Genomic DNA, 17,760 nt, shown 5'->3' with positions numbered 1-17,760 from the left:
CCAGGAACCTACGACATGGCCCGTTTCTTCATCGATCGCCCGGTATTTGCCTGGGTGCTGGCGATCTTCGTCATCCTGGCCGGCGTGCTGGCCATTCCGCGGCTGGCGGTCGAGCGCTACCCGGCGGTCGCACCGCCCAGCGTCAGCATCTATGCCAGCTATCCCGGCGCCAGCCCGCAGACATTGAATGATGCGGTGGTTGGCCTGATCGAGCGCGAGCTGTCCAGCGTCAAGCACCTGCTGTACTTCGAATCGTCGGTGGACACCTCCGGTGAAGCGTCGATCACCGCCACCTTCAAGCCCGGCACCGACCCTGAGCTGGCGCAGGTAGACGTGCAGAACCGGATCAAGGCGATCGAGCCGCGCCTGCCGCGCAGCGTGCGCCAGAACGGCCTGTTCGTGGAGGCGGCCGACTCCGGGTTCCTGATGCTGGTGGGCCTGCGCTCACCCGATGGCAGTGTCAGCGAAGCGGCGCTGGGCGATTTCATGGCGCGCAACATCATCGAGGAGCTGCGGCGCATCGACGGCGTCGGCCGCGTGCAGCTGTTCGGTGCCGAACAGGCGATGCGGATCTGGCTGGACCCGACCCGCCTGACCGGCTACGGCCTGACCATGGGCGATGTCGCCAGCGCGATCGAGCAGCAGAACCTGGAGATCTCGCCGGGCCGCATCGGCGATTCGCCCGGTGTTCCCGGCCAGCGCATCACCGTGCCCTTGAGTGCCGAAGGCCAGCTGTCCACGCCCGGGCAGTTCGCGGCGATCGTGCTGCGCGCCGGTGCCGATGGTTCGCGGGTGCTGCTGGGCGACGTTGCCCGGGTCGAACTGGGCGCGCAGAGCTATGCCTGGGGCACGCGCGAAGATGGCTATCCGGCGACGGCCGCCGGCGTGCAGCTGCGCCCCGGTGCGAATGCGGTGCGTACTGCCACGGCGGTGCGCGAACGCATGGCCGACCTGCAGCCGCTGCTGCCGCAGGGTGTCGAATCCAGCATTCCGTTCGATACCGCGCCCTTCGTGAAAGTATCGATCCAGAAGGTGCTGCAGACCCTGATCGAGGCGATGCTGCTGGTGTTTGCAGTGATGTACCTGTTCCTGCAGAACTGGCGCTATACGCTGATCCCCGCCCTGGTCGCGCCGATCGCGCTGCTGGGCACCTTCGCGGTGATGCTGGCGCTGGGGTTCTCGATCAACGTATTGACCATGTTCGGCATGGTGCTGGCGATCGGCATCATTGTTGACGACGCGATCGTGGTGGTCGAGGGCGTGGAGCGGATCATGGCCGAAGAGGGGCTGCCGCCGCGCGAGGCCACGATCAAGGCGATGCGTGAGCTGACCGGTGCGGTGATCGGCATCACCCTGGTGCTGACGGCGGTGTTCATCCCGATGGCGCTGGCCAGTGGTTCGGTTGGTGCGATCTACCGCCAGTTCAGCGTGGCGATGTCGGTGTCCATCCTGTTTTCGGCCCTGCTGGCGCTGAGCCTGACCCCGGCGCTCTGCGCGACGCTGCTGCGGCAGGGCACACGTGGTCACCATGGCCGCGGCGGCGTGTTCGGTGCGTTCAACCGCGGCTTCGAGCGCATGACCGGGCGTTACCAGCAGGGCGTGGCGGCCGTACTGCGGCGCAGTGGCCGGGTGATGGGCCTGTTCGCTGCCTTGCTGGTGGCACTGCTGATCGGCCTGCATTGGTTGCCGGGTGCGTTCCTGCCGGAAGAGGACCAGGGCTATTTCATGACTTCCATCCAGCTGCCGGCCGAAGCAACCGCCGAGCGTACGCTGGCGGTGGTCGAAGCTTACGAACAGCATGTCGCCTCGCGGCCGGCGATCGCGTCCAACCAGGCCATCCTCGGCTACAGCTTTTCCGGTTCCGGCCCAAGTGCGGCGCTGACCTACACCATGTTGAAGGACTGGGGTGAACGCGGCGGCAGCACCGCATCGGACGAGGTGAAGGCGGCGCAGCAGGCCATGGCAACGGTCCCGGAAGGCGAGGTGATGAGCGTGATGCCGCCGGCCATCGACAGCCTTGGCCGTTCCTCCGGCTTCTCGCTGGCGCTGCAGGCGCGTACCGGACAGGGCCAGGCCGAGCTGCGCGCTGCCCTGCAGCAGCTGTTGAAGCTGGCAGAGGCAAGTCCGTTGCTGGCCGATGTGAATGCCGATGGCCTGCCGGCGGGCAGCAATGTACGGCTGGACATCGATCGCGCCAAGGCCGAAGCGATGGGCGTGGCGTTCACCGACATCAGTGCCACGTTGTCGGCGGCAATGGGCTCGCAGTACGTCAACGATTTTCCAAATCGCGGGCGCATGCAGCAGGTGATCATGCAGGCCGATGCGCCGTACCGGATGGAGCTGGAGGACGTGCTGAAGCTGTATGTCCGCAACAGCGAAGGCGGCATGGTGGCACTGTCCGAGCTGGTCACCCCGCACTGGACCGAGGCGCCGCTGCAGCTGCAGCGTTACCTGGGGTTCCCGGCATTGAATCTGTCCGGCACACCTGCCGGCGGGGTGTCCACCGGCCAGGCGATGGTCGAGATGGAGCGCCTTGCCCAGCAGCTGCCAGCGGGCTTCGCCCTGCAGTGGACCAGCCAGTCGCTGCAGGAGCGTGAGTCCGGCGCACAGGCGCCGTGGTTGCTGCTGCTGTCGATGCTGGTGGTGTTCCTGGTGCTGGCGGCGTTGTACGAGAGCTGGTCGATCCCGCTTGCGGTGATGCTGGTGGTGCCGTTGGGCCTGCTCGGCGCTGTTGCTGCGGTGTTGCTGCGCGAGATGCCCAATGACGTGTTCTTCAAGGTCGGCATGATCACGGTGATCGGACTTTCGGCGAAGAACGCGATCCTGATCGTCGAGTTCGCCCGCCAACTGCAACAGCAGGGACGCGGTCTGGTCGAGGCGACCATCGAAGCAGCACGCCTGCGATTGCGACCGATCGTGATGACCTCGCTGGCGTTCGCGCTGGGCGTGGTGCCGCTGATGCTGGCGCAGGGGGCTTCAAAGGAAACGCAACAGGCCATCGGTACCGGCGTGTTCGGCGGCATGGTCAGTGCGACCGTGTTGGCCGTGTTCTTCGTGCCGGTGTTCTATGTGGTGGTGCAGGGGGCGCAGCAGTGGCTTGCGCAGCGCCTGCGCCGACGCCGGCCGACGCCGGGAGGGAGCGTGGATGGAAAGCAGGTGGATGGAAAGCAGGAACCCTGAGGGCCTGTACGAGGCGCAGCTGCGCGTGTTGGAGCAGCAGCTGCGGGATGCGCTGCTGGACGGCGACCATGGCGCAGCCACTGCGCTGCTGTCACCGGTGTTGTTCATGATGGACGGGCAGGGCGGGCGGGTGCTCGAGCTGCCCTGGTTGAGGGACTGGCAGCAAGGGCGCCTGCAGATTCTTGCGCTGCAGGTGCATGCAGTTGAAACGTTGCTGTGTGGTCGGCTGGCGTTGTTGTCCGGCGATGTTCAGCTGCATGTGCATTGGCGGGGACGCGAACACGTGCAGCGCTTGCGCTTGTTGCGCGTCTGGACAAGCGCTTCCAGTGCCAGCGGCGCGCAGCTGCTGTCGATGGCGGCGCTGGCAGGCTGAACAGGGTCATGCGGCTTTCAGGCCCCGTTTGCGTGCAGATGGTAGGGTCCAGGGTCTCTGTAGTTTCGACAAGGAGTCGAGCCATGCGTGTAATTCCCAGTCTGTTGGCTGCCTCCCTCGGCCTCGCGCTGAGCGCCTGCCAGCCGGCCCAGGCGCCGGCCGCCAGTAATGCAGGCGATGCGGCCGCAACGCCGGCACCGGCACCGGTGGCCGCCGACGCTGATGGCGGCGGCAAAGGCGCCGGCAACGAAACCCTCTATCGCTGCGGCGACCTTGATGTGCGCGCGACCTTCAACGGAGAGGACGCAGCGACGGTTGTGATTGGCGGGCGCAGTTTCGCGATGTCCTCCGAACGTGCGGCCTCCGGTGCGAAGTATGGCGACGGCAAGGGCAACAGCTTCTGGACCCGTGGCAGTGACGAAGCGCTGCTCAGCCTGAAGGGCGAGGCGGACCGCGAGTGTGGCGCGGTGGAAGCGACCGAGGGCGATGGCAGTGCCGGCAACGCGGCGTTCCGTGCCACCGGCAACGAGCCGGGCTGGCTTGCCGTCGTCGACGGCGATACGCCGGGCCTGCAGGTGGACGTGGATTACGGCGAGCGCCGTTTCACCGTCGCCAAACCGACCGAGGGTGCGGATGGCTGGGTGGGCAAGGCGGCGGATGGCACCGACATCAAGCTGAGCTTCCAGCGCACCACCTGCCAGGACGGCATGAGTGGCGAGACATTCGAAGCCAAGGCGATGCTGGCCGTGGGCACGCGCCAGTACCACGGCTGCGGCAACTTCGGCGGCAAATAAGAAAAAGGGGACGGAGGGGATGACGTTGTTTGTGCCATGAACGACGTCATCCCCTCCGTCCCCTTTTTTGCGTCAGCCCTCGCAGGGCTTCAGATCCAGATCGGGGGACAGGTCGTAGCGCAGGTTCACGCCGATCAACGCCTGCCGGATCGCGCAGTCATCGCGATGGCGGGCCACCAGGTCGGCAAAGATCTTCTCTCGATCGTCGCAGAACCTGGCGATGGCGGCCTCCAGCTCGCGACGACGGGCGTCGTCGTAGGGTTCTTCGCCGGCAAAATGCTGGCAGCTGTTCTCCCGTTCGATGAAGGCCTGCACATCGGCCGGCATGCCGCAGTAGATGCGGATGTCCTGCACGAAAGCGACGTCGTCGGGGACGCTGCAACCGGCGGCAGCCCGCGCCTGTTGCTCCTCCTCGGGGCTACCTGCCAGCGTCGCCACAGCATCTGCTTCATCTGCAGCCGGTGCAACCGCAGCGGCAGCGGTGTCCGCTGCGGCGGGCTGCGTCACCGCGTCCGCGGCGACGTCACCGGTGCTGTCCGCTGCGCGCGGCGAGCACGCCACGAGCAGGGACAGGCAGGCGATCAGCGCAGCGCGGTTAATCGGCACGGCCGGCAAATTCGCCGGTAGCGGTGTTCACCAGCACACGCTCGCCGTTGACGATGTACTCCGGCACCATGATCTCGATGCCGGTGTTGAGCTTGGCCGGCTTCGGGCGCTTGGTGGCGGTGCCGCCCTTCAGTTCCGGCGGCGTCTCGATCACTTCCAGCACCACCGAGGCCGGCAGCTGGATGGCCACCGGCTGCTCGTCGATCACCTGCACGTAGATGCCGGTCAGGCCGTCGGTGATGTAGCCGGCGTCATCGCCGATCACGTCCGCGTCCAGGGTGTAGGGGGTGTAGTCCTCGTCGTCCAGGAACACGAACGCATCGCCGTCCTTGTACGAGTAGGTGGACTGGCGGCGCAGCAGTTCGACTTCGACCAGGTTGTCGTCGGCATCGAAGCTGGCGTCGAGCTTGTTGCCGCCCGGCACGCTGTACATGATGAAGCGGAAGCGGACGTTGCCGCCGCGACCCTGCGGCGAGCTGCGCTCGATGTCGCGGATCTGGTAGACGCCGTTGTTGAACTCGACGACGTTGCCCTTCTTGATGTCGTTGGCTTTCATGATGATGTTGGTCGTTGGGGGAGGGCGCCGTCCCGGCGCCCGGGGGGAATCACTTCGGAGCGAGCCGGGTGGCGCCGTCCAGGCGGATGGTCTCGCCGTTGATGTAGGTGTTGCCGAGGATGTGGCCGACCAGGCTGGCGAAGTCTTCCGGCTTGCCCAGGCGCGACGGGAACGGGATCGAGGCGGCCAGCGATTCCTGCACGGCTTCGGGCATGCCATCGACCATCGGCGTCCAGAACACGCCCGGCGCGATGGTGTTGACGCGGATGCCGAAGCGCGACAGCTCGCGGGCCATCGGCAGGGTCATCGCCACCACGCCGCCCTTGGAGGCGGAGTAGGCGGCCTGGCCGATCTGGCCTTCGTAGGCGGCAACGCTGGCGGTGTTGATGATGACGCCGCGCTCGCCGTCCACGCCGGCCTCGTTGTGCTGCATGCGGTTGGCTGCGGCCTTGGCGACATTGAAGCTGCCGACCAGGTTGACCATCACCGTGCCCTGGAACCCGGCCAGCGGCATCGGGCCTTCCTTGCCCAGCACGCGGCCAGCGCCGAGGATGCCGGCGCAGTTCATGGCGACATTCAGGCCGCCGAGGAAATCGCAGGCCTGGTCGATGGCCGCCGACACGGACGCTTCATCACTGACGTTGACGTTGAAATAGCGGGCGTTGTCCTGCCCCAGCTCGGCAACAGCGGCCGCGCCCTTGGCGTCGTTGAGGTCGAACAGGGCGACCTTGCCGCCCTTGGCAACCAGGTGCTGGGCCACGGCCAGGCCGAGGCCGGAGACGCCGCCAGTGATCACGGCACGTACGGAAGACAGCTGCATTGCACGGTCCTGCAGGTTCAAGAACCGCCGATTCTAACGGAAGCGACGGCAGCCGCCGTTGTGCACTGCGCCGCCGGCCTCAGCCCAGTTCGCGGGCGCGGCGCAGGCGACGCTCGAAGTCGGCGGCGGGCAGGCCATGGGCGAACAGGAAACCCTGGCCGACGGTCACCCCCAGGTCGAGCAGGCACTGCCGTTGTGGCTCGGTCTCCACGCCTTCGGCGACCACGCCCAGCCCCAGGCTGCGCGCGATCGCGCAGACCGCCTCGCACACCGCCACATCCGAACGGTTGCGGGGAATGCCTTCGACAAACAGCTGGCTCAGCTTCAGCCCATGGATGGGCAGGCGCCGCAGGTAGTTCAGGGCGCTGTAGCCTTCGCCGAAGTCGTCGATGGTCAGCATCACCCCCATTTCGCGCAGGCGGGCGAAGGTGCGCAGGGTGTCCGGCGCATCCTCGATCAGCACCCGCTCGGTGAACTCCAGTTCCAGCACGCTGCCGGGCAGGCCGAATTCGTCCAGCACCTGCCGCACCCAGCGGGCGAGATCCTCACCGACGAACTGGCGCCAGGACACGTTGACCGCCACCCGCACCAGGCCGAGCCCGTCGTCCTGCCATTGCCGTACCTGCCGGCAGGCTTCGCGCAGCGCCCATTGGCCGATGCGCACGATGTCGCCGGTGTGCTCGGCGTGGCGGATGAACAGGTCCGGGCGCATCTGCCCCAGCTGCGTGTTGTGCCAGCGCATCAACGCCTCGCAGGCAATGGTGGCGCCGCTGCGCAGGTTGACCTGTGGCTGGTACACCAGGTGGAACTCGTCGCCATCGAGGGCCTTGTGCAACCGGCTCTCGATCTGCAGGCGGTCATGCTGGCGCTGTGCCAGTTCCGGGGAGAACACCTGCCAACCGTTGCGGGTGCGGCGCTTGCACTCGTACATCGCCGTGTCGGCGTTCTGGATCAGCTGCTGCGGCCGGTTGCCATCGCGCGGTGCGCGGGCGATGCCGATGCTGGCGGTCACCGGGAACTCGTCGCTGCCCAGCTGGAACGGTGCCGAGAACGCCGCAGTGATGCGCTCGGCCAGCTGTTCGGCCTGGTCCGGCTGGTCGCGCAGGTCGCAGATCACCAGGAACTCGTCGCCGCCAAAGCGTGCAAGCAGGCCTTCGGTGCCGATCGCAGTGGCGATGCGCCGGGTCGCTTCGATCAACAGTTCATCACCGGCGTTGTGGCCAAGCAGGTCGTTGACCACCTTGAAGCGGTCCAGGTCGATGTACAGCACCGCCACGCGGTCGTGGCTGGGGCTGTCCATGCGCACGCCGAGGTCGCTCAGCACCGCATCGCGGTTCATGATTCCGGTCAGCGGGTCGGTGCGGGCCTGCACGCGCAGGGTTTCCTCGGCCTGCTTGCGCTCGGTGATGTCCTGCACGGTGCCGGTGATGCGGGCGGCATCGACATCGCCGGCCGAGACCTCGCCGATCATCCGGATCCAGAACGAGTGGCCATCGCGGCGCTGGCCCTGCAGCTCCAGGCCGAAGCTGCTGCGGTGTTCGATGGTATCGGCCAGCGCCTGCTGCAGGGCGGCGCGGTCGTCGCTGCGCAGGCAGTCCAGCAGGTCGGGCATGTCCTCCAGGTCGGCCGGCTGGCCGACGATGCGCCGCGCTTCATCGGTGAGGTACAGGCGCTGCAGGCCGCGATCCCACTCCCAGCCGCCGATATGGGCCAGTGACTGCGCGCGCGCGAACAGGGTGTTGTTGCGCTTCAGTTCGGTGATGTCACTGAACATCGCATAGACATGGTCGGCCTGGTCGCAGCCGTTGCCGAACACCGGCACGTTGGTGGTGGACAACCACAGCATGCGTCCGCGCGGGCGGTGGTACAGGCCGATGATGGTGCTGCGGATCACCCGCCCGGCCTGGAAACAGCGGCTGGTCGGCCACTGTGACTGGGTCAACGGGTGGCCATGCTCGTCGACGATGATCCACGCTTCGGGATCGAGCATCGCGTTCAAGCCCACGCCGCCACCGGTGAGGCCGAGGATGCGATGTGCGGCCGGGTTGGCCGACAGCACGCGCAGGTCGCGGTCGAACAGGATCACGCCCTTGTCGATCGATTCCATCAACAGGCGATAGCGCGACTCTGCGCGCCAGCGCCCGCTCAGGTCGCGGGCGACGGCGACGATGCAGGGTTGGCCGCGGTCCTGGAAGCCGGCCGAGTGCACCTCCACCGGAAAGCGGCTGCCATCACCGCGCATGTTGGTCACTTCGATGACGTAGGTGTCGCCGCGGTTCAGTGCTTCCCACACCGGTTGCAGATGGTCGCTGGGCAGGTCGGGATTGAGCAGTTCGATCGGCTGGCCGACGATGTCCTCGCGCGGGCGGTCGTAGGCGACGATGCCGGCGCGGTTGACGTCCAGCACCACGCCTTCGGCGCTGAGGATGCTGACCGGGTCGGGCACGGCGTCGAACAACGCGGCATAGCGGGCCTGGGTATCCAGTTCGCGCTGCTGCGCATCGGCCAGCGCCTGCCGTGCCTGGCGCAGCAGCCTGGCCTGGGCCGGCGGCGGCGAAGCAGCCAGCGCCGCGTCCAGAGCGGCCAGCGCGACGTCGGTTGCGGCGGGTGTATCGCCGATGGCCGGACGGTCGCGCGGGCCGCTGTCGTTCATGTCGCTGCCAGCGCCTGCCCGACGCGGCTGGCGGTCGCGCGGCCGAGCAGTCCGGCCAGCCAGCGGCCGGTCTCGGCCAGCGACGGCAGGTCGACACCGCATTCCAGGCCCAGCCCCTGCAGCAGGTACACCACGTCCTCGCTGGCCACGTTGCCGCTGGCGCCCTTCGCGTACGGGCAGCCGCCGGCACCGGACACCGCACTGTCGACCACGCGCACGCCTTCTTCCAGGCAGGTGGCGATGTTGGCGATGGCCTGGCCGTAGGTATCGTGGAAGTGCACCGCCAGTGCGCTCATCGGGATCTCGGCAGCCACCGCCTGCAGCATCGCGCGGGCCTTGCGTGGCGTGCCGACGCCGATGGTGTCACCCAGCGAGATCTCATAGCACCCCATCTGGTGCAGTGCGCGGGCGACGCGCACCACATCGGCCAGCGGTACCTCGCCCTGGTACGGGCAGCCGAGCACGGTGGAGACGTAGCCACGCACGCGCACGCCGTCGGCGGCCGCGCGGCGCAGGATCGGCTCGAAGCGGGCCAGCGATTCATCGATGCCGGCGTTGGTGTTGGTGCGGTTGAAGGCTTCCGATGCAGCGGTGAACACCGCGATTTCCTGCACGCCGACGGCGCGCGCACGGTCGTAGCCCTGTTCGTTCGGCACCAGCACCGGATAGGCGATGCCCGCGCGGCGCTGGATGCCGGCATAGACCTCGGCAGCATCGGCCAACTGCGGGACCCAGCGCGGGCTGACGAAGCTGGTCGCCTCGATCGTACGCAGGCCGGTGGCCGACAGGCGATCGATCAGGGCGATCTTGTCGGTGGTGGCCACGGCCTGCTTTTCGTTCTGCAGCCCGTCGCGCGGGCCGACCTCGACGATGCGGACGAAATCGCTCATCGCGGCACCCCCATGAAAAGCGGGGCGGGGCGGGCAGGGCGGATGGGATCGGCTGGGGTCACGACGGTTCCTGGGAAACGGGGGCGGCCGGTCTTCGCCGGGCTGCCAGATGAGATACGCAGGCGGGTCGCACAAGCGGCCACGCCTGCGCCTGGTGGCGACGCAGGGGTCTACCCGGGCAGGTGGCAGACCGCCTCGATGTTGTTGCCGTCGGGGTCGATCACGAAGGCGGCGTAATAGTCCGGGTGGTACCAGGGACGCAGGCCGGGCGCACCATTGTCGCGCCCCCCTGCGGCCAGCGCAGCGGCGTGGAAGGCATCAACCTGGGCGCGTTCGGCGCAGACGAAGGCCACGTGCACGCCCTGGCTGAGCGGCGCCGCATTGCCCAGCCAGAAGAACGGCTTGCCGTGGTTGCCGAAACCCACGTGGTCGTGGGCACCGGTCTGTTCGGCGCTGACCTCCATCACCACGCCGATCTGCAGCGGTGCCAGCGCCTGCAGGAAGAAGGCACTGCTGCGCGGCAGGTCGCCGCTGTTCAAGCCGATATGGTCCAGCATGTCAGGCCTCCGTGACCCAGTGCGGCGCGCGTTTGTCGAGGAAGGCCCCCAGGCCCTCCTGGCCTTCGGCCGATACCCGCAGGCGGGCGATCAGGGCGGCATTGTCACGGTCCAGGCTGTCGCGATCATGGGCGTCGCGAACCTGCCGGACCAGCAGCTTGGCCGAAGCCGAGGCGATCGGCCCGGCCTTGTCGAGCAGGGCAAGCTGTCGCTGCACGGCCTCGTCCAGGCGTTCGGGCTCCACCAACTGGTGGATCAGGCCGATGCGCAGGGCGGTGTCGGCGTCGAAGTGCTCGCCGGTGGCGAACCAGCGGCGGGACTGGCGGCTGCCGATGGCCTCGATCACATAGGGCGAGATCACTGCCGGCAGCAGGCCCAGGCGGCTTTCGGTGAGGCCGAAGCGGGCGGCGCTGGTGGCGATGGCGATATCGCAGCAGGCCACCAGGCCGACGCCACCACCAAAGGCCGCGCCGTGGACGCGGGCGAGGGTGGGCTTGGGCAGCTCGTCCAGGGTGCGCATCAGCCGGGCCAGGGCCAGGGCGTCGTCACGGTTGTCGGCCTCGCTGGCGGAGGCCATGCCGCGCATCCACTGCATGTCGGCACCGGCAGAGAAGGAGGCACCGTGGCCGGCCACCACCACCGTGCGCACCGTGTCATCGCGGCCGGCCGCTTCCAGGGCTGCGGTCAGCCGGGCGATCAGGCCGGCGTCAAAGGCGTTGTGCAGCTCCGGCCGGTTCAGCCAGAGGGTCAGGACAGCGCCGTTGCGCTCGATCTGCAAAGCATCGTTCATGGGATTCCGGGGGTTGCTCCATACCTGTATGGATCATAGCGGGCCATTGGTCATGGGCCATGACGCGACGCGGGAATGTTAGAATCGAGAACCATTTACATCCAGCAGAGAACACGCTAGATGACGCTGTCCGAACTGCCCCTGCACGCCTCGGCCGTGGTCGATTCCGTGCAGGACCTGCATGCCAACGATGCCATCGCCCGGCGCCTGCGCGAGCTGGGCTTCGTCAAGGGTGAGGAAGTGCGCCTGGTGGCGCGAGGCCCGGTTGGTGGCGAGCCGCTGCTGGTGCAGGTCGGGTTCACCCGTTTCGCGCTGCGTATCAGTGAGGCCCGGCGCGTGGTCATCGACCCGGCCAGCCAGGAGGGACGTGCATGAGCGCCACCGCAACCGCCGCCCCGCTGCGCATCGCGCTGGTCGGCAACCCCAACAGCGGCAAGACCGCGCTGTTCAACCAGCTGACCGGCAGTCGGCAGAAGGTCGCCAATTACACCGGCGTCACCGTTGAGCGCAAGGAAGGCCGCCTGCGTGCGCCGTCCGGCCGCGAGTTCGCCGTGCTCGACCTGCCGGGCGCCTACAGCCTGCAGCCGGCCAGCCTGGACGAGGCGATCACCCGCGACCTGTGCCGGGGGTTCTACCCGGGTGAGGCCGCGCCGGACGTCCTTCTGTGCGTGATCGACGCCACCAACCTGCGCCTGCACCTGCGCTTCGCCCTGGAACTGCGCGAGCTGGGCAAGCCGATGATCATCGCCCTGAACATGGTCGACGCCGCGCAGCGCCGCGGCATCCAGATCGATGTGGCCGCGCTGGAGCGCGAGATCGGTGTGCCGGTGGTGGAAACCGTGGCGGTACGCAAGCAGGGCGCGCGTGCACTGGTGGAACGCCTGGATACGATGGTGCCGCACCTGGATGCGCCGCTGGCCGGCGTTGAGAGCGGCGTGGACTACCACGCGCAGGTGCGCGCGATCCTGGCCGCAGCCGTACGCATGCCGGCACGGACGGCGAAGATCGACGACACGCTGGACCGCTGGCTGCTGCATCCGGTGTTCGGCCTGATCACGCTGGTGGTGGTGATGTTCCTGATCTTCCAGGCGGTGTTCGCCTGGGCCACGCCGTTGATGGATGGCATCGAGGCCGGCTTTGCCTGGCTGGGTGAGCTGGCCGCCAGCGTGCTGCCGGCGGGTCCGCTGACCAGCCTGCTGACCGACGGCATCATCGCCGGCCTGGGCGGCGTGGTGGTGTTCCTGCCGCAGATCCTGATCCTGTTCGCCTTCATCCTGGCGCTGGAAGAGTCCGGTTACCTGCCACGCGCCGCGTTCCTGCTGGACCGCATGATGGCGGCGGCCGGCCTGTCGGGGCGGTCGTTCATCCCGCTGCTGTCCAGCTTTGCCTGCGCGGTGCCGGGCATCATGGCCACCCGCAGCATCCAGGACCCGCGTGACCGCCTGGCCACGATCCTGGTGGCACCGCTGATGACCTGCTCGGCAAGGCTGCCGGTATATGCGCTGCTGATCGGTGCGTTCATACCGGCCGGCAGGATCGGCATCTTCAACCAGCAGGGCCTGGTGCTGTTCGGCCTGTACGTGGCCGGCATCCTCAGCGCGCTGGTGATGTCGTGGGTGATGAAGAAGTGGCGTCGCGACAAGAGCGAGCACCCGCTGATGCTGGAGCTGCCGTCGTACCGCATTCCGCATCCGCGCGACCTCGCCGTCGGCCTGTACGAGCGCGGCATGATCTTCCTCAAGCGTGTCGGCGGCATCATCCTGGCGCTGACCATCCTGCTGTGGTTCCTGCTGTCGTTCCCGGGCGCGCCCGCCGACGCGACGATGCCGGCCATCGACTACAGCTACGCCGGCCAGATCGGCCACGCGATGACCGCGATCTTCGCGCCGCTGGGCTTCAACTGGCAGATCTGCATCGCGCTGATCCCGGGCCTCGCTGCGCGCGAAGTAGCGGTGTCCTCGCTGGCGACGGTGTATGCGCTGTCGGCCGCCGATGATGATGCGGCGATCTCCGCACTGTCGCCGGTGGTGGCCGACGGCTGGTCGCTGGCTACCGGCCTGGCCCTGCTGGTGTGGTTCATCTACGCGCCGATGTGCATTTCGACGCTGGCCACCATCAAGCGCGAGACCAACTCGTGGAAGACGATGGGCTTCTCGGCGTTCTACCTGTTTGCTGCCGCCTATGTCGCGGCGCTGATCACCTACCAGGTGACCGTGGCGCTGGGAGGCGGCTGATGGATGCCGGCCTGCTGGTCCAGTACCTGATCATCGCGGTGGCCGTGCTGGTCAGTGCGTGGGTGGTGTTGAAGAAGCAGGCGCCCGGCACCGTGCGCAAGCTGCGCGGCGCGCTGGCACTGGCGCTGCTGAAGCCGGGCCGTGCGGCCTGGCTGCAGGCGCTGGGCCGGAAGATCGCGCCGCCGGCCACTGGCGGTGGCGGTGCGTGCGGCGGCTGCGACAGCTGCGGACCGACGCCGCCGAAGCAGCACTAGAGAGGCGTCTGGGCGCTGCCCTGGTGAGTGCGGACCTTCCCTGGTGGGTGCGGACCTTGGTCCGCACTGCCGATTGATCATCCACGCATGGCGTGGATCTACCCATCCCCAGCGCTGCCCTCCAGCGGTGTCGGAATTGATCATCCACGCAGGACTTGGATCTACGTTGCAGGCAGGGTGAGGCGACCGGTTCGCGGCGATGCCTCAACCTGCCCGGGTGCCAAGCTCCGCTGCCAGTGCCAACCAGCGTTCGCGCTGTTGCGGCGTGCTACTGCGCACCGGGCCCAGCCGGCTGACCCGCACCGGGCGGATGCCGCAGAACTCAAGGATGGTGGCACGGATCTGGGTGATGCCCGGATCGCGGTAGATCCAGCGGTAGTACCAGGGCGGCGTATCCAGCGTGGTGATGACCCGCGCGCTGCGCCCCGCCAGCAGCCGGTCCCACCACACCGAATCGCGACGGTAGCGGAAGGCGAAGCCCGGCAGCAGCACGCGATCGAAGAAGCCCTTCAGCAGTGCCGGCATCGCGCCCCACCACGTCGGGTAGACCAGCACCAGGTGGTCGCAGGCCTGGATCGCGTCTGCTGCATCCTGCAGGTCGGTTTCCAACGGCTGTATCTGGCGATAACCGTGGCGCAGCACCGGGTCGAACTGAAGGTCGCCCAGGGCGATCATGTGCACGCGGTGGCCGGCGTTGCGGGCGGCGGTCGCGTAGCGCTGGGCGAGGGCGCCGCACAGGCTGTCGCGGTCGGGATGGCCAAGCAGGATCAGGATGGAACGGGACACGGCAGTCTCGGAGGCTGGAAGGCGACCGACGTTGCGCTATGCCCCAAGGGCAGAGTCAAACCCCGCCAGGGCAGCCAGCGGGAACCAGCACGCAGGTGCCATCGCCCTGCTGCAGCCATTGCCGCAGCTCGTCACCCACCTGCTGCAGTTCGACCTCGACGCGGGCAAGCCGCTCGCGCTCGGCGGCAATCGCAGTGCGCTGGCGTTCCAGCAGGGCGAGCACGGCTGGCCAGTCCAGCTGGCCGTCGCCACGCTGCAGGCGGGTGATGGCGGCCAAGCCGATGCCCAGCCCCAGTGCCTGCCGGATCAGCTGCACCCAGGCCACGTCCTGCTCGCTGTAGTCGCGATAGCGGTTCAGGCGCGGCACTGGCGGCAGCAGGCCGCGTGCCTCGTACAGGCGGATGGCCTTGGCGCTGGCGCCGGTACGGCGGGCGACTTCGGAAATGCGCACCGTTTCAGCCCTGCATCCGCGCAGGCGGCATGATGGCTTCAGCGCTTGGCGCGGGCGGTTTGCAAAGGTGCATGAGGTGCGGGCCAGCGCTTGAAGGGGCACGCAGCGTAGCAGCGACAGTGCTTGCCGGACCATGCGTGCTGCCGCTAGCCTGCGTGCATGAACCAGACTCCCCTGCGATTGCTTATTCACGGCGCCTCCGGGCGCATGGGCCAGGCCCTGTTGCGGCTGGCCGCCGAACATCCTGATTCCCTGCAGATCGTCGCTGCGGTGACCGGCCGCGCGCCGGCGCAGCGGGTGATCGACGGCGTGCCGTTCTTCGCGGCCAGCGAGTTGCCGGGGGCGCCGGTGTTCGATGTGGCGATCGACTTCAGCCTGCCCGAGGGCTTCGATGCGCTGCTGGCACTGTGCGTGGAGCGCGGTGCAGGACTGGTATCGGGCACCACCGGTATTTCCAGTGTGCAGCGCCAGGCACTGGAAGCAGCGGCGGCGAAGATCCCGCTGGTGTGGGCGTCGAACTTCAGCCTGGGCGTGGCGGTGCTCGATGAGCTGGTGGAACGTGCAGCGCAGGCGCTGGCCGGCTGGAACTGCGACATCGTCGAATCGCACCATACGCAGAAGAAGGACGCTCCCTCGGGCACGGCGTTGACCCTGGGTGCCGCGGCGCAGCGGGGCGGAGCCGAGCCGCAGTACGCCAGCCTGCGCGCCGGAGACATCGTCGGCGAGCATCTGGTGCAGTTCACCGGCCTGGGCGAGCGCATCGAGCTGGTGCACCGGGCCACCAACCGCGACATCTTTGCCCGCGGGGCGCTGTTTGCCGCTCGCCAGCTGCAGGGCCGGGCGGCTGGCAGCTACCGGGTACGTGACGGCATGGCCCGGCGCTACCCTTGGGTGCCTGCATACGGCCCCGGATTGAAATGAATGCGCAATCGCCTGTTCATGAATGGCGATAACCGCTGGCGCGAGCGCCCCGGCACCGCTACAATTCGCACTCGCCGAATCACGAAAGCCGGACCGGTCCCAGACCGTACGTCCGCGCTTTTTTGCAACCGGATTTCCGTGAGCGCAGGCGTGACTTCGGCACCCCCTCGGTAGCCAAAGTGAGAATTCCGTGACCCAAGCCGCAATCCTCGTCCTCGAAGACGGCACCGTATTCGAGGGCGAATCCGTAGGCGCGCCCGGCCTGTCCGTCGGTGAAGTGGTGTTCAACACCGCCATGACCGGCTACCAGGAAGTGTTGACCGACCCGTCCTACGCCCGGCAGATGGTCACGCTGACCTATCCGCACATTGGCAACACCGGCATGACCGACCAGGACGATGAAGCGTCCAAGGTGTGGTCGGCCGGCCTGATCGTGCGCGACGTACCGCGCCGCCCGAGCAGCTGGCGCAGCCAGGTGTCGCTGCAGGACTGGCTGATCCAGCGTGGCGTGGTCGCCATCGCTGGCATCGACACCCGCAAGCTGACCCGCATCCTGCGCGAGAAGGGCGCCCAGAACGGCGCGCTGATGGCCGGCGACGGCATCGATGCGGAAAAGGCACTGGAAGCGGCCCGCAAGTTCCCGGGCCTGAAGGGCATGGATCTGGCCAAGGTCGTGACTACCGACAAGACCTACGTCTGGACCGAGGGCCAGCTGGACCTGGACGCCAACGCCTTCGTCAGCGTGCCGGCCCAGTACAAGGTCGTGGCGTACGACTTCGGCGTGAAGACCAACATCCTGCGCATGCTGGCCGAGCGCGGCTGCGAGGTCACCGTGGTGCCGGCGCAGACCCCGGCCGCTGAAGTGCTGGCGCTGAAGCCGGACGGCGTGTTCCTGTCCAACGGCCCGGGTGACCCGGAACCGTGCGACTACGCGATCGCCGCGATCAAGACCTTCATCGACGTGAAGATCCCGACCTTCGGCATCTGCCTGGGCCATCAGCTGCTGGGCCTGGCCTCGGGCGCGAAGACGATCAAGATGGGCCATGGCCACCACGGCGCGAACCATCCGGTGCAGGACCTGGACAGCGGCCGGGTGATGATCACCTCGCAGAACCACGGCTTCGCGGTCGATGAAGCCAGTCTGCCGGCCACGCTGCGAGTGACCCACCGTTCGCTGTTCGACGGCACCAACCAGGGCATCGCCCGCACCGATGTGCCGGCGTTCTCGTTCCAGGGCCACCCGGAAGCCTCGCCGGGCCCGCATGACGTCGGTCCGCTGTTCGATCGTTTCGTGACCCTGATGGCCGAGGCGAAGGCTTGATGCGCAGCGCCGCTCTGCTGCTGTCGCTGTGCTGCGCCGCGGGTGCGGCACAGGCTGCGCCGGCGTCCGCTGCGGACATGGACGCGCTGCTGCACACGTTGAAGAAGGACTCGGTCGGTGCGTCGTCGGCGGCGATGATGGTCGAGGAGGTGCCAACGCTCAAAGCGCTGGCCGAAAGCGATCGCCAATGCGCCCGCACCTCCATCCAGTCGTTCTTCTACGTTCATGCGCGCCAGTCGTTGATCAACAGCCTTGGCGAGGACGGTGACGTGATCGTCGCGGACTGGTCGCGCTTCCTGGCCACACCGTCCGGAAAGGGTTACCTGATCCTCACCGGCGCGCTCCCGGAGTCGGCAGCGGACGCGTCGGTCAACGTCAACGACGAGGCGTACGCCGCCGGATTCGACGCCTTTCTCGGCAGTACGTCCTTCAAGCGCCTGGATGCTGGTTTCGATGCAATGAGCGTCCCTGACGAATTTGCGGTGAAACTGAGCCAGGGATTGCAGGACCAGTGCGGGATTGCGCTGAAACCCGAAGAGATTTCCTGATCGACAGCGTGCGATCACTCCCCCTT

18 protein-coding genes are annotated in these 17,760 nt (G+C 67.7%); 9 read left to right on the top strand and 9 right to left on the bottom strand.

Annotated features, from left to right (window positions below):
• Window positions 1-15 precede the first annotated feature (15 nt).
• From AC1DCU_RS11800 to AC1DCU_RS11790, 3 genes are all read left to right on the top strand, one after another.
• Window positions 16-3,180, top strand: coding sequence for a multidrug efflux RND transporter permease subunit (locus tag AC1DCU_RS11800; protein ID WP_442251842.1), 3,165 nt, complete (start codon window positions 16-18; stop codon window positions 3,178-3,180).
• Window positions 3,161-3,553, top strand: coding sequence for a nuclear transport factor 2 family protein (locus AC1DCU_RS11795; protein ID WP_442251841.1), 393 nt, complete (start codon window positions 3,161-3,163; stop codon window positions 3,551-3,553). Before AC1DCU_RS11800 ends, AC1DCU_RS11795 begins: the two co-directional genes overlap by 20 nt.
• Before the next feature lie 83 nt (window positions 3,554-3,636).
• Window positions 3,637-4,347 carry a COG3650 family protein gene (locus AC1DCU_RS11790; protein WP_442251840.1) on the top strand — a complete coding sequence of 237 codons (711 nt, stop codon included), beginning with the start codon at window positions 3,637-3,639 and terminating at the stop codon, window positions 4,345-4,347.
• A 72-nt stretch (window positions 4,348-4,419) separates the two neighbouring features.
• Here the strand turns inward: AC1DCU_RS11790 and AC1DCU_RS11785 are convergent, their stop codons facing one another.
• The 7 genes from AC1DCU_RS11785 to AC1DCU_RS11755 all read right to left on the bottom strand — a co-directional run bounded on the left by AC1DCU_RS11785 (window position 4,420) and on the right by AC1DCU_RS11755 (window position 11,219).
• On the bottom strand, window positions 4,420-4,953 hold the full coding sequence (locus AC1DCU_RS11785; RefSeq protein ID WP_032975540.1) for a hypothetical protein: 534 nt from the start codon (window positions 4,951-4,953) through the stop codon (window positions 4,420-4,422).
• Window positions 4,943-5,509 carry an elongation factor P-like protein YeiP gene (yeiP, locus tag AC1DCU_RS11780; RefSeq protein WP_006363947.1) on the bottom strand — a complete coding sequence of 189 codons (567 nt, stop codon included), beginning with the start codon at window positions 5,507-5,509 and terminating at the stop codon, window positions 4,943-4,945. Before yeiP ends, AC1DCU_RS11785 begins: the two co-directional genes overlap by 11 nt.
• A 49-nt stretch (window positions 5,510-5,558) precedes the next feature.
• Complete coding sequence (locus AC1DCU_RS11775) at window positions 5,559-6,329, bottom strand: SDR family NAD(P)-dependent oxidoreductase (protein ID WP_442251839.1); 771 nt, start codon at window positions 6,327-6,329, stop codon at window positions 5,559-5,561.
• A gap of 79 nt (window positions 6,330-6,408) precedes the next feature.
• Window positions 6,409-8,982, bottom strand: a complete 2,574-nt coding sequence (locus AC1DCU_RS11770; protein WP_180831209.1) for a sensor domain-containing protein — start codon at window positions 8,980-8,982, stop codon at window positions 6,409-6,411.
• Window positions 8,979-9,872 (bottom strand): hydroxymethylglutaryl-CoA lyase, encoded by an 894-nt coding sequence (locus tag AC1DCU_RS11765; RefSeq protein ID WP_033831001.1) that lies wholly within the window; start codon window positions 9,870-9,872, stop codon window positions 8,979-8,981. The genes AC1DCU_RS11770 and AC1DCU_RS11765 overlap by 4 nt, the downstream gene beginning before the upstream one ends.
• A gap of 170 nt (window positions 9,873-10,042) precedes the next feature.
• Window positions 10,043-10,429 (bottom strand): VOC family protein, encoded by a 387-nt coding sequence (locus AC1DCU_RS11760; RefSeq protein WP_442251836.1) that lies wholly within the window; start codon window positions 10,427-10,429, stop codon window positions 10,043-10,045.
• Window position 10,430: 1 nt separating this feature from the next.
• On the bottom strand, window positions 10,431-11,219 hold the full coding sequence (locus AC1DCU_RS11755; RefSeq protein ID WP_033831003.1) for an enoyl-CoA hydratase-related protein: 789 nt from the start codon (window positions 11,217-11,219) through the stop codon (window positions 10,431-10,433).
• Between the two features lie 120 nt (window positions 11,220-11,339).
• Here AC1DCU_RS11755 and AC1DCU_RS11750 point away from each other — a divergent pair, with 120 nt between their 5' ends.
• The 3 genes from AC1DCU_RS11750 to AC1DCU_RS11740 are packed head-to-tail and all read left to right on the top strand — an operon-like array spanning window position 11,340 to window position 13,707.
• Complete coding sequence (locus AC1DCU_RS11750) at window positions 11,340-11,594, top strand: FeoA family protein (protein ID WP_025874743.1); 255 nt, start codon at window positions 11,340-11,342, stop codon at window positions 11,592-11,594.
• Window positions 11,591-13,453, top strand: coding sequence for a ferrous iron transport protein B (gene feoB / locus AC1DCU_RS11745; RefSeq protein ID WP_032975492.1), 1,863 nt, complete (start codon window positions 11,591-11,593; stop codon window positions 13,451-13,453). Before AC1DCU_RS11750 ends, feoB begins: the two co-directional genes overlap by 4 nt.
• Window positions 13,453-13,707 carry a DUF6587 family protein gene (locus tag AC1DCU_RS11740; RefSeq protein ID WP_025874739.1) on the top strand — a complete coding sequence of 85 codons (255 nt, stop codon included), beginning with the start codon at window positions 13,453-13,455 and terminating at the stop codon, window positions 13,705-13,707. Before feoB ends, AC1DCU_RS11740 begins: the two co-directional genes overlap by 1 nt.
• A gap of 204 nt (window positions 13,708-13,911) precedes the next feature.
• Here the strand turns inward: AC1DCU_RS11740 and AC1DCU_RS11735 are convergent, their stop codons facing one another.
• Window positions 13,912-14,493: an NAD(P)H-dependent oxidoreductase gene (locus AC1DCU_RS11735; protein WP_140227034.1), complete on the bottom strand. Its 582-nt coding sequence runs from the start codon at window positions 14,491-14,493 to the stop codon at window positions 13,912-13,914.
• Between the two features lie 55 nt (window positions 14,494-14,548).
• The gene (locus AC1DCU_RS11730; RefSeq protein WP_059064101.1) at window positions 14,549-14,944 is read right to left on the bottom strand and encodes a MerR family transcriptional regulator; all 396 of its coding nucleotides are present in this window, start codon (window positions 14,942-14,944) and stop codon (window positions 14,549-14,551) included.
• A gap of 159 nt (window positions 14,945-15,103) precedes the next feature.
• On the opposite strand from AC1DCU_RS11730, the gene dapB reads away from it, so the two are divergent.
• The 3 genes from dapB to AC1DCU_RS11715 all read left to right on the top strand — a co-directional run bounded on the left by dapB (window position 15,104) and on the right by AC1DCU_RS11715 (window position 17,734).
• Window positions 15,104-15,865, top strand: coding sequence for a 4-hydroxy-tetrahydrodipicolinate reductase (dapB, locus tag AC1DCU_RS11725; RefSeq protein WP_478014174.1), 762 nt, complete (start codon window positions 15,104-15,106; stop codon window positions 15,863-15,865).
• Between the two features lie 190 nt (window positions 15,866-16,055).
• Window positions 16,056-17,186: a glutamine-hydrolyzing carbamoyl-phosphate synthase small subunit gene (gene carA / locus AC1DCU_RS11720; RefSeq protein ID WP_442252245.1), complete on the top strand. Its 1,131-nt coding sequence runs from the start codon at window positions 16,056-16,058 to the stop codon at window positions 17,184-17,186.
• Window positions 17,186-17,734, top strand: a complete 549-nt coding sequence (locus tag AC1DCU_RS11715; protein ID WP_442252244.1) for a hypothetical protein — start codon at window positions 17,186-17,188, stop codon at window positions 17,732-17,734. Before carA ends, AC1DCU_RS11715 begins: the two co-directional genes overlap by 1 nt.
• Window positions 17,735-17,760 lie beyond the last annotated feature (26 nt).

The organism is Stenotrophomonas sp. 10L48, assembly GCF_056395105.1.
The sequence above is the reverse complement of the archived record's forward strand: the minus strand, read 5'-3'. Positions and strand labels throughout refer to the sequence as shown.

Coding starts and splice junctions, on each gene's coding strand:
- AC1DCU_RS11800 (WP_442251842.1), top strand. CDS start 16: ATGGCCCGTTTCTTCATCGATCGCCCGGTATTTGCCTGGGTGCTGGCG.
- AC1DCU_RS11795 (WP_442251841.1), top strand. CDS start 3,161: ATGGAAAGCAGGAACCCTGAGGGCCTGTACGAGGCGCAGCTGCGCGTG.
- AC1DCU_RS11790 (WP_442251840.1), top strand. CDS start 3,637: ATGCGTGTAATTCCCAGTCTGTTGGCTGCCTCCCTCGGCCTCGCGCTG.
- yeiP (WP_006363947.1), bottom strand. CDS start 5,509: ATGAAAGCCAACGACATCAAGAAGGGCAACGTCGTCGAGTTCAACAAC.
- AC1DCU_RS11775 (WP_442251839.1), bottom strand. CDS start 6,329: ATGCAGCTGTCTTCCGTACGTGCCGTGATCACTGGCGGCGTCTCCGGC.
- AC1DCU_RS11770 (WP_180831209.1), bottom strand. CDS start 8,982: ATGAACGACAGCGGCCCGCGCGACCGTCCGGCCATCGGCGATACACCC.
- AC1DCU_RS11765 (WP_033831001.1), bottom strand. CDS start 9,872: ATGAGCGATTTCGTCCGCATCGTCGAGGTCGGCCCGCGCGACGGGCTG.
- AC1DCU_RS11760 (WP_442251836.1), bottom strand. CDS start 10,429: ATGCTGGACCATATCGGCTTGAACAGCGGCGACCTGCCGCGCAGCAGT.
- AC1DCU_RS11755 (WP_033831003.1), bottom strand. CDS start 11,219: ATGAACGATGCTTTGCAGATCGAGCGCAACGGCGCTGTCCTGACCCTC.
- AC1DCU_RS11750 (WP_025874743.1), top strand. CDS start 11,340: ATGACGCTGTCCGAACTGCCCCTGCACGCCTCGGCCGTGGTCGATTCC.
- feoB (WP_032975492.1), top strand. CDS start 11,591: ATGAGCGCCACCGCAACCGCCGCCCCGCTGCGCATCGCGCTGGTCGGC.
- AC1DCU_RS11740 (WP_025874739.1), top strand. CDS start 13,453: ATGGATGCCGGCCTGCTGGTCCAGTACCTGATCATCGCGGTGGCCGTG.
- dapB (WP_478014174.1), top strand. CDS start 15,104: ATGAACCAGACTCCCCTGCGATTGCTTATTCACGGCGCCTCCGGGCGC.
- AC1DCU_RS11715 (WP_442252244.1), top strand. CDS start 17,186: ATGCGCAGCGCCGCTCTGCTGCTGTCGCTGTGCTGCGCCGCGGGTGCG.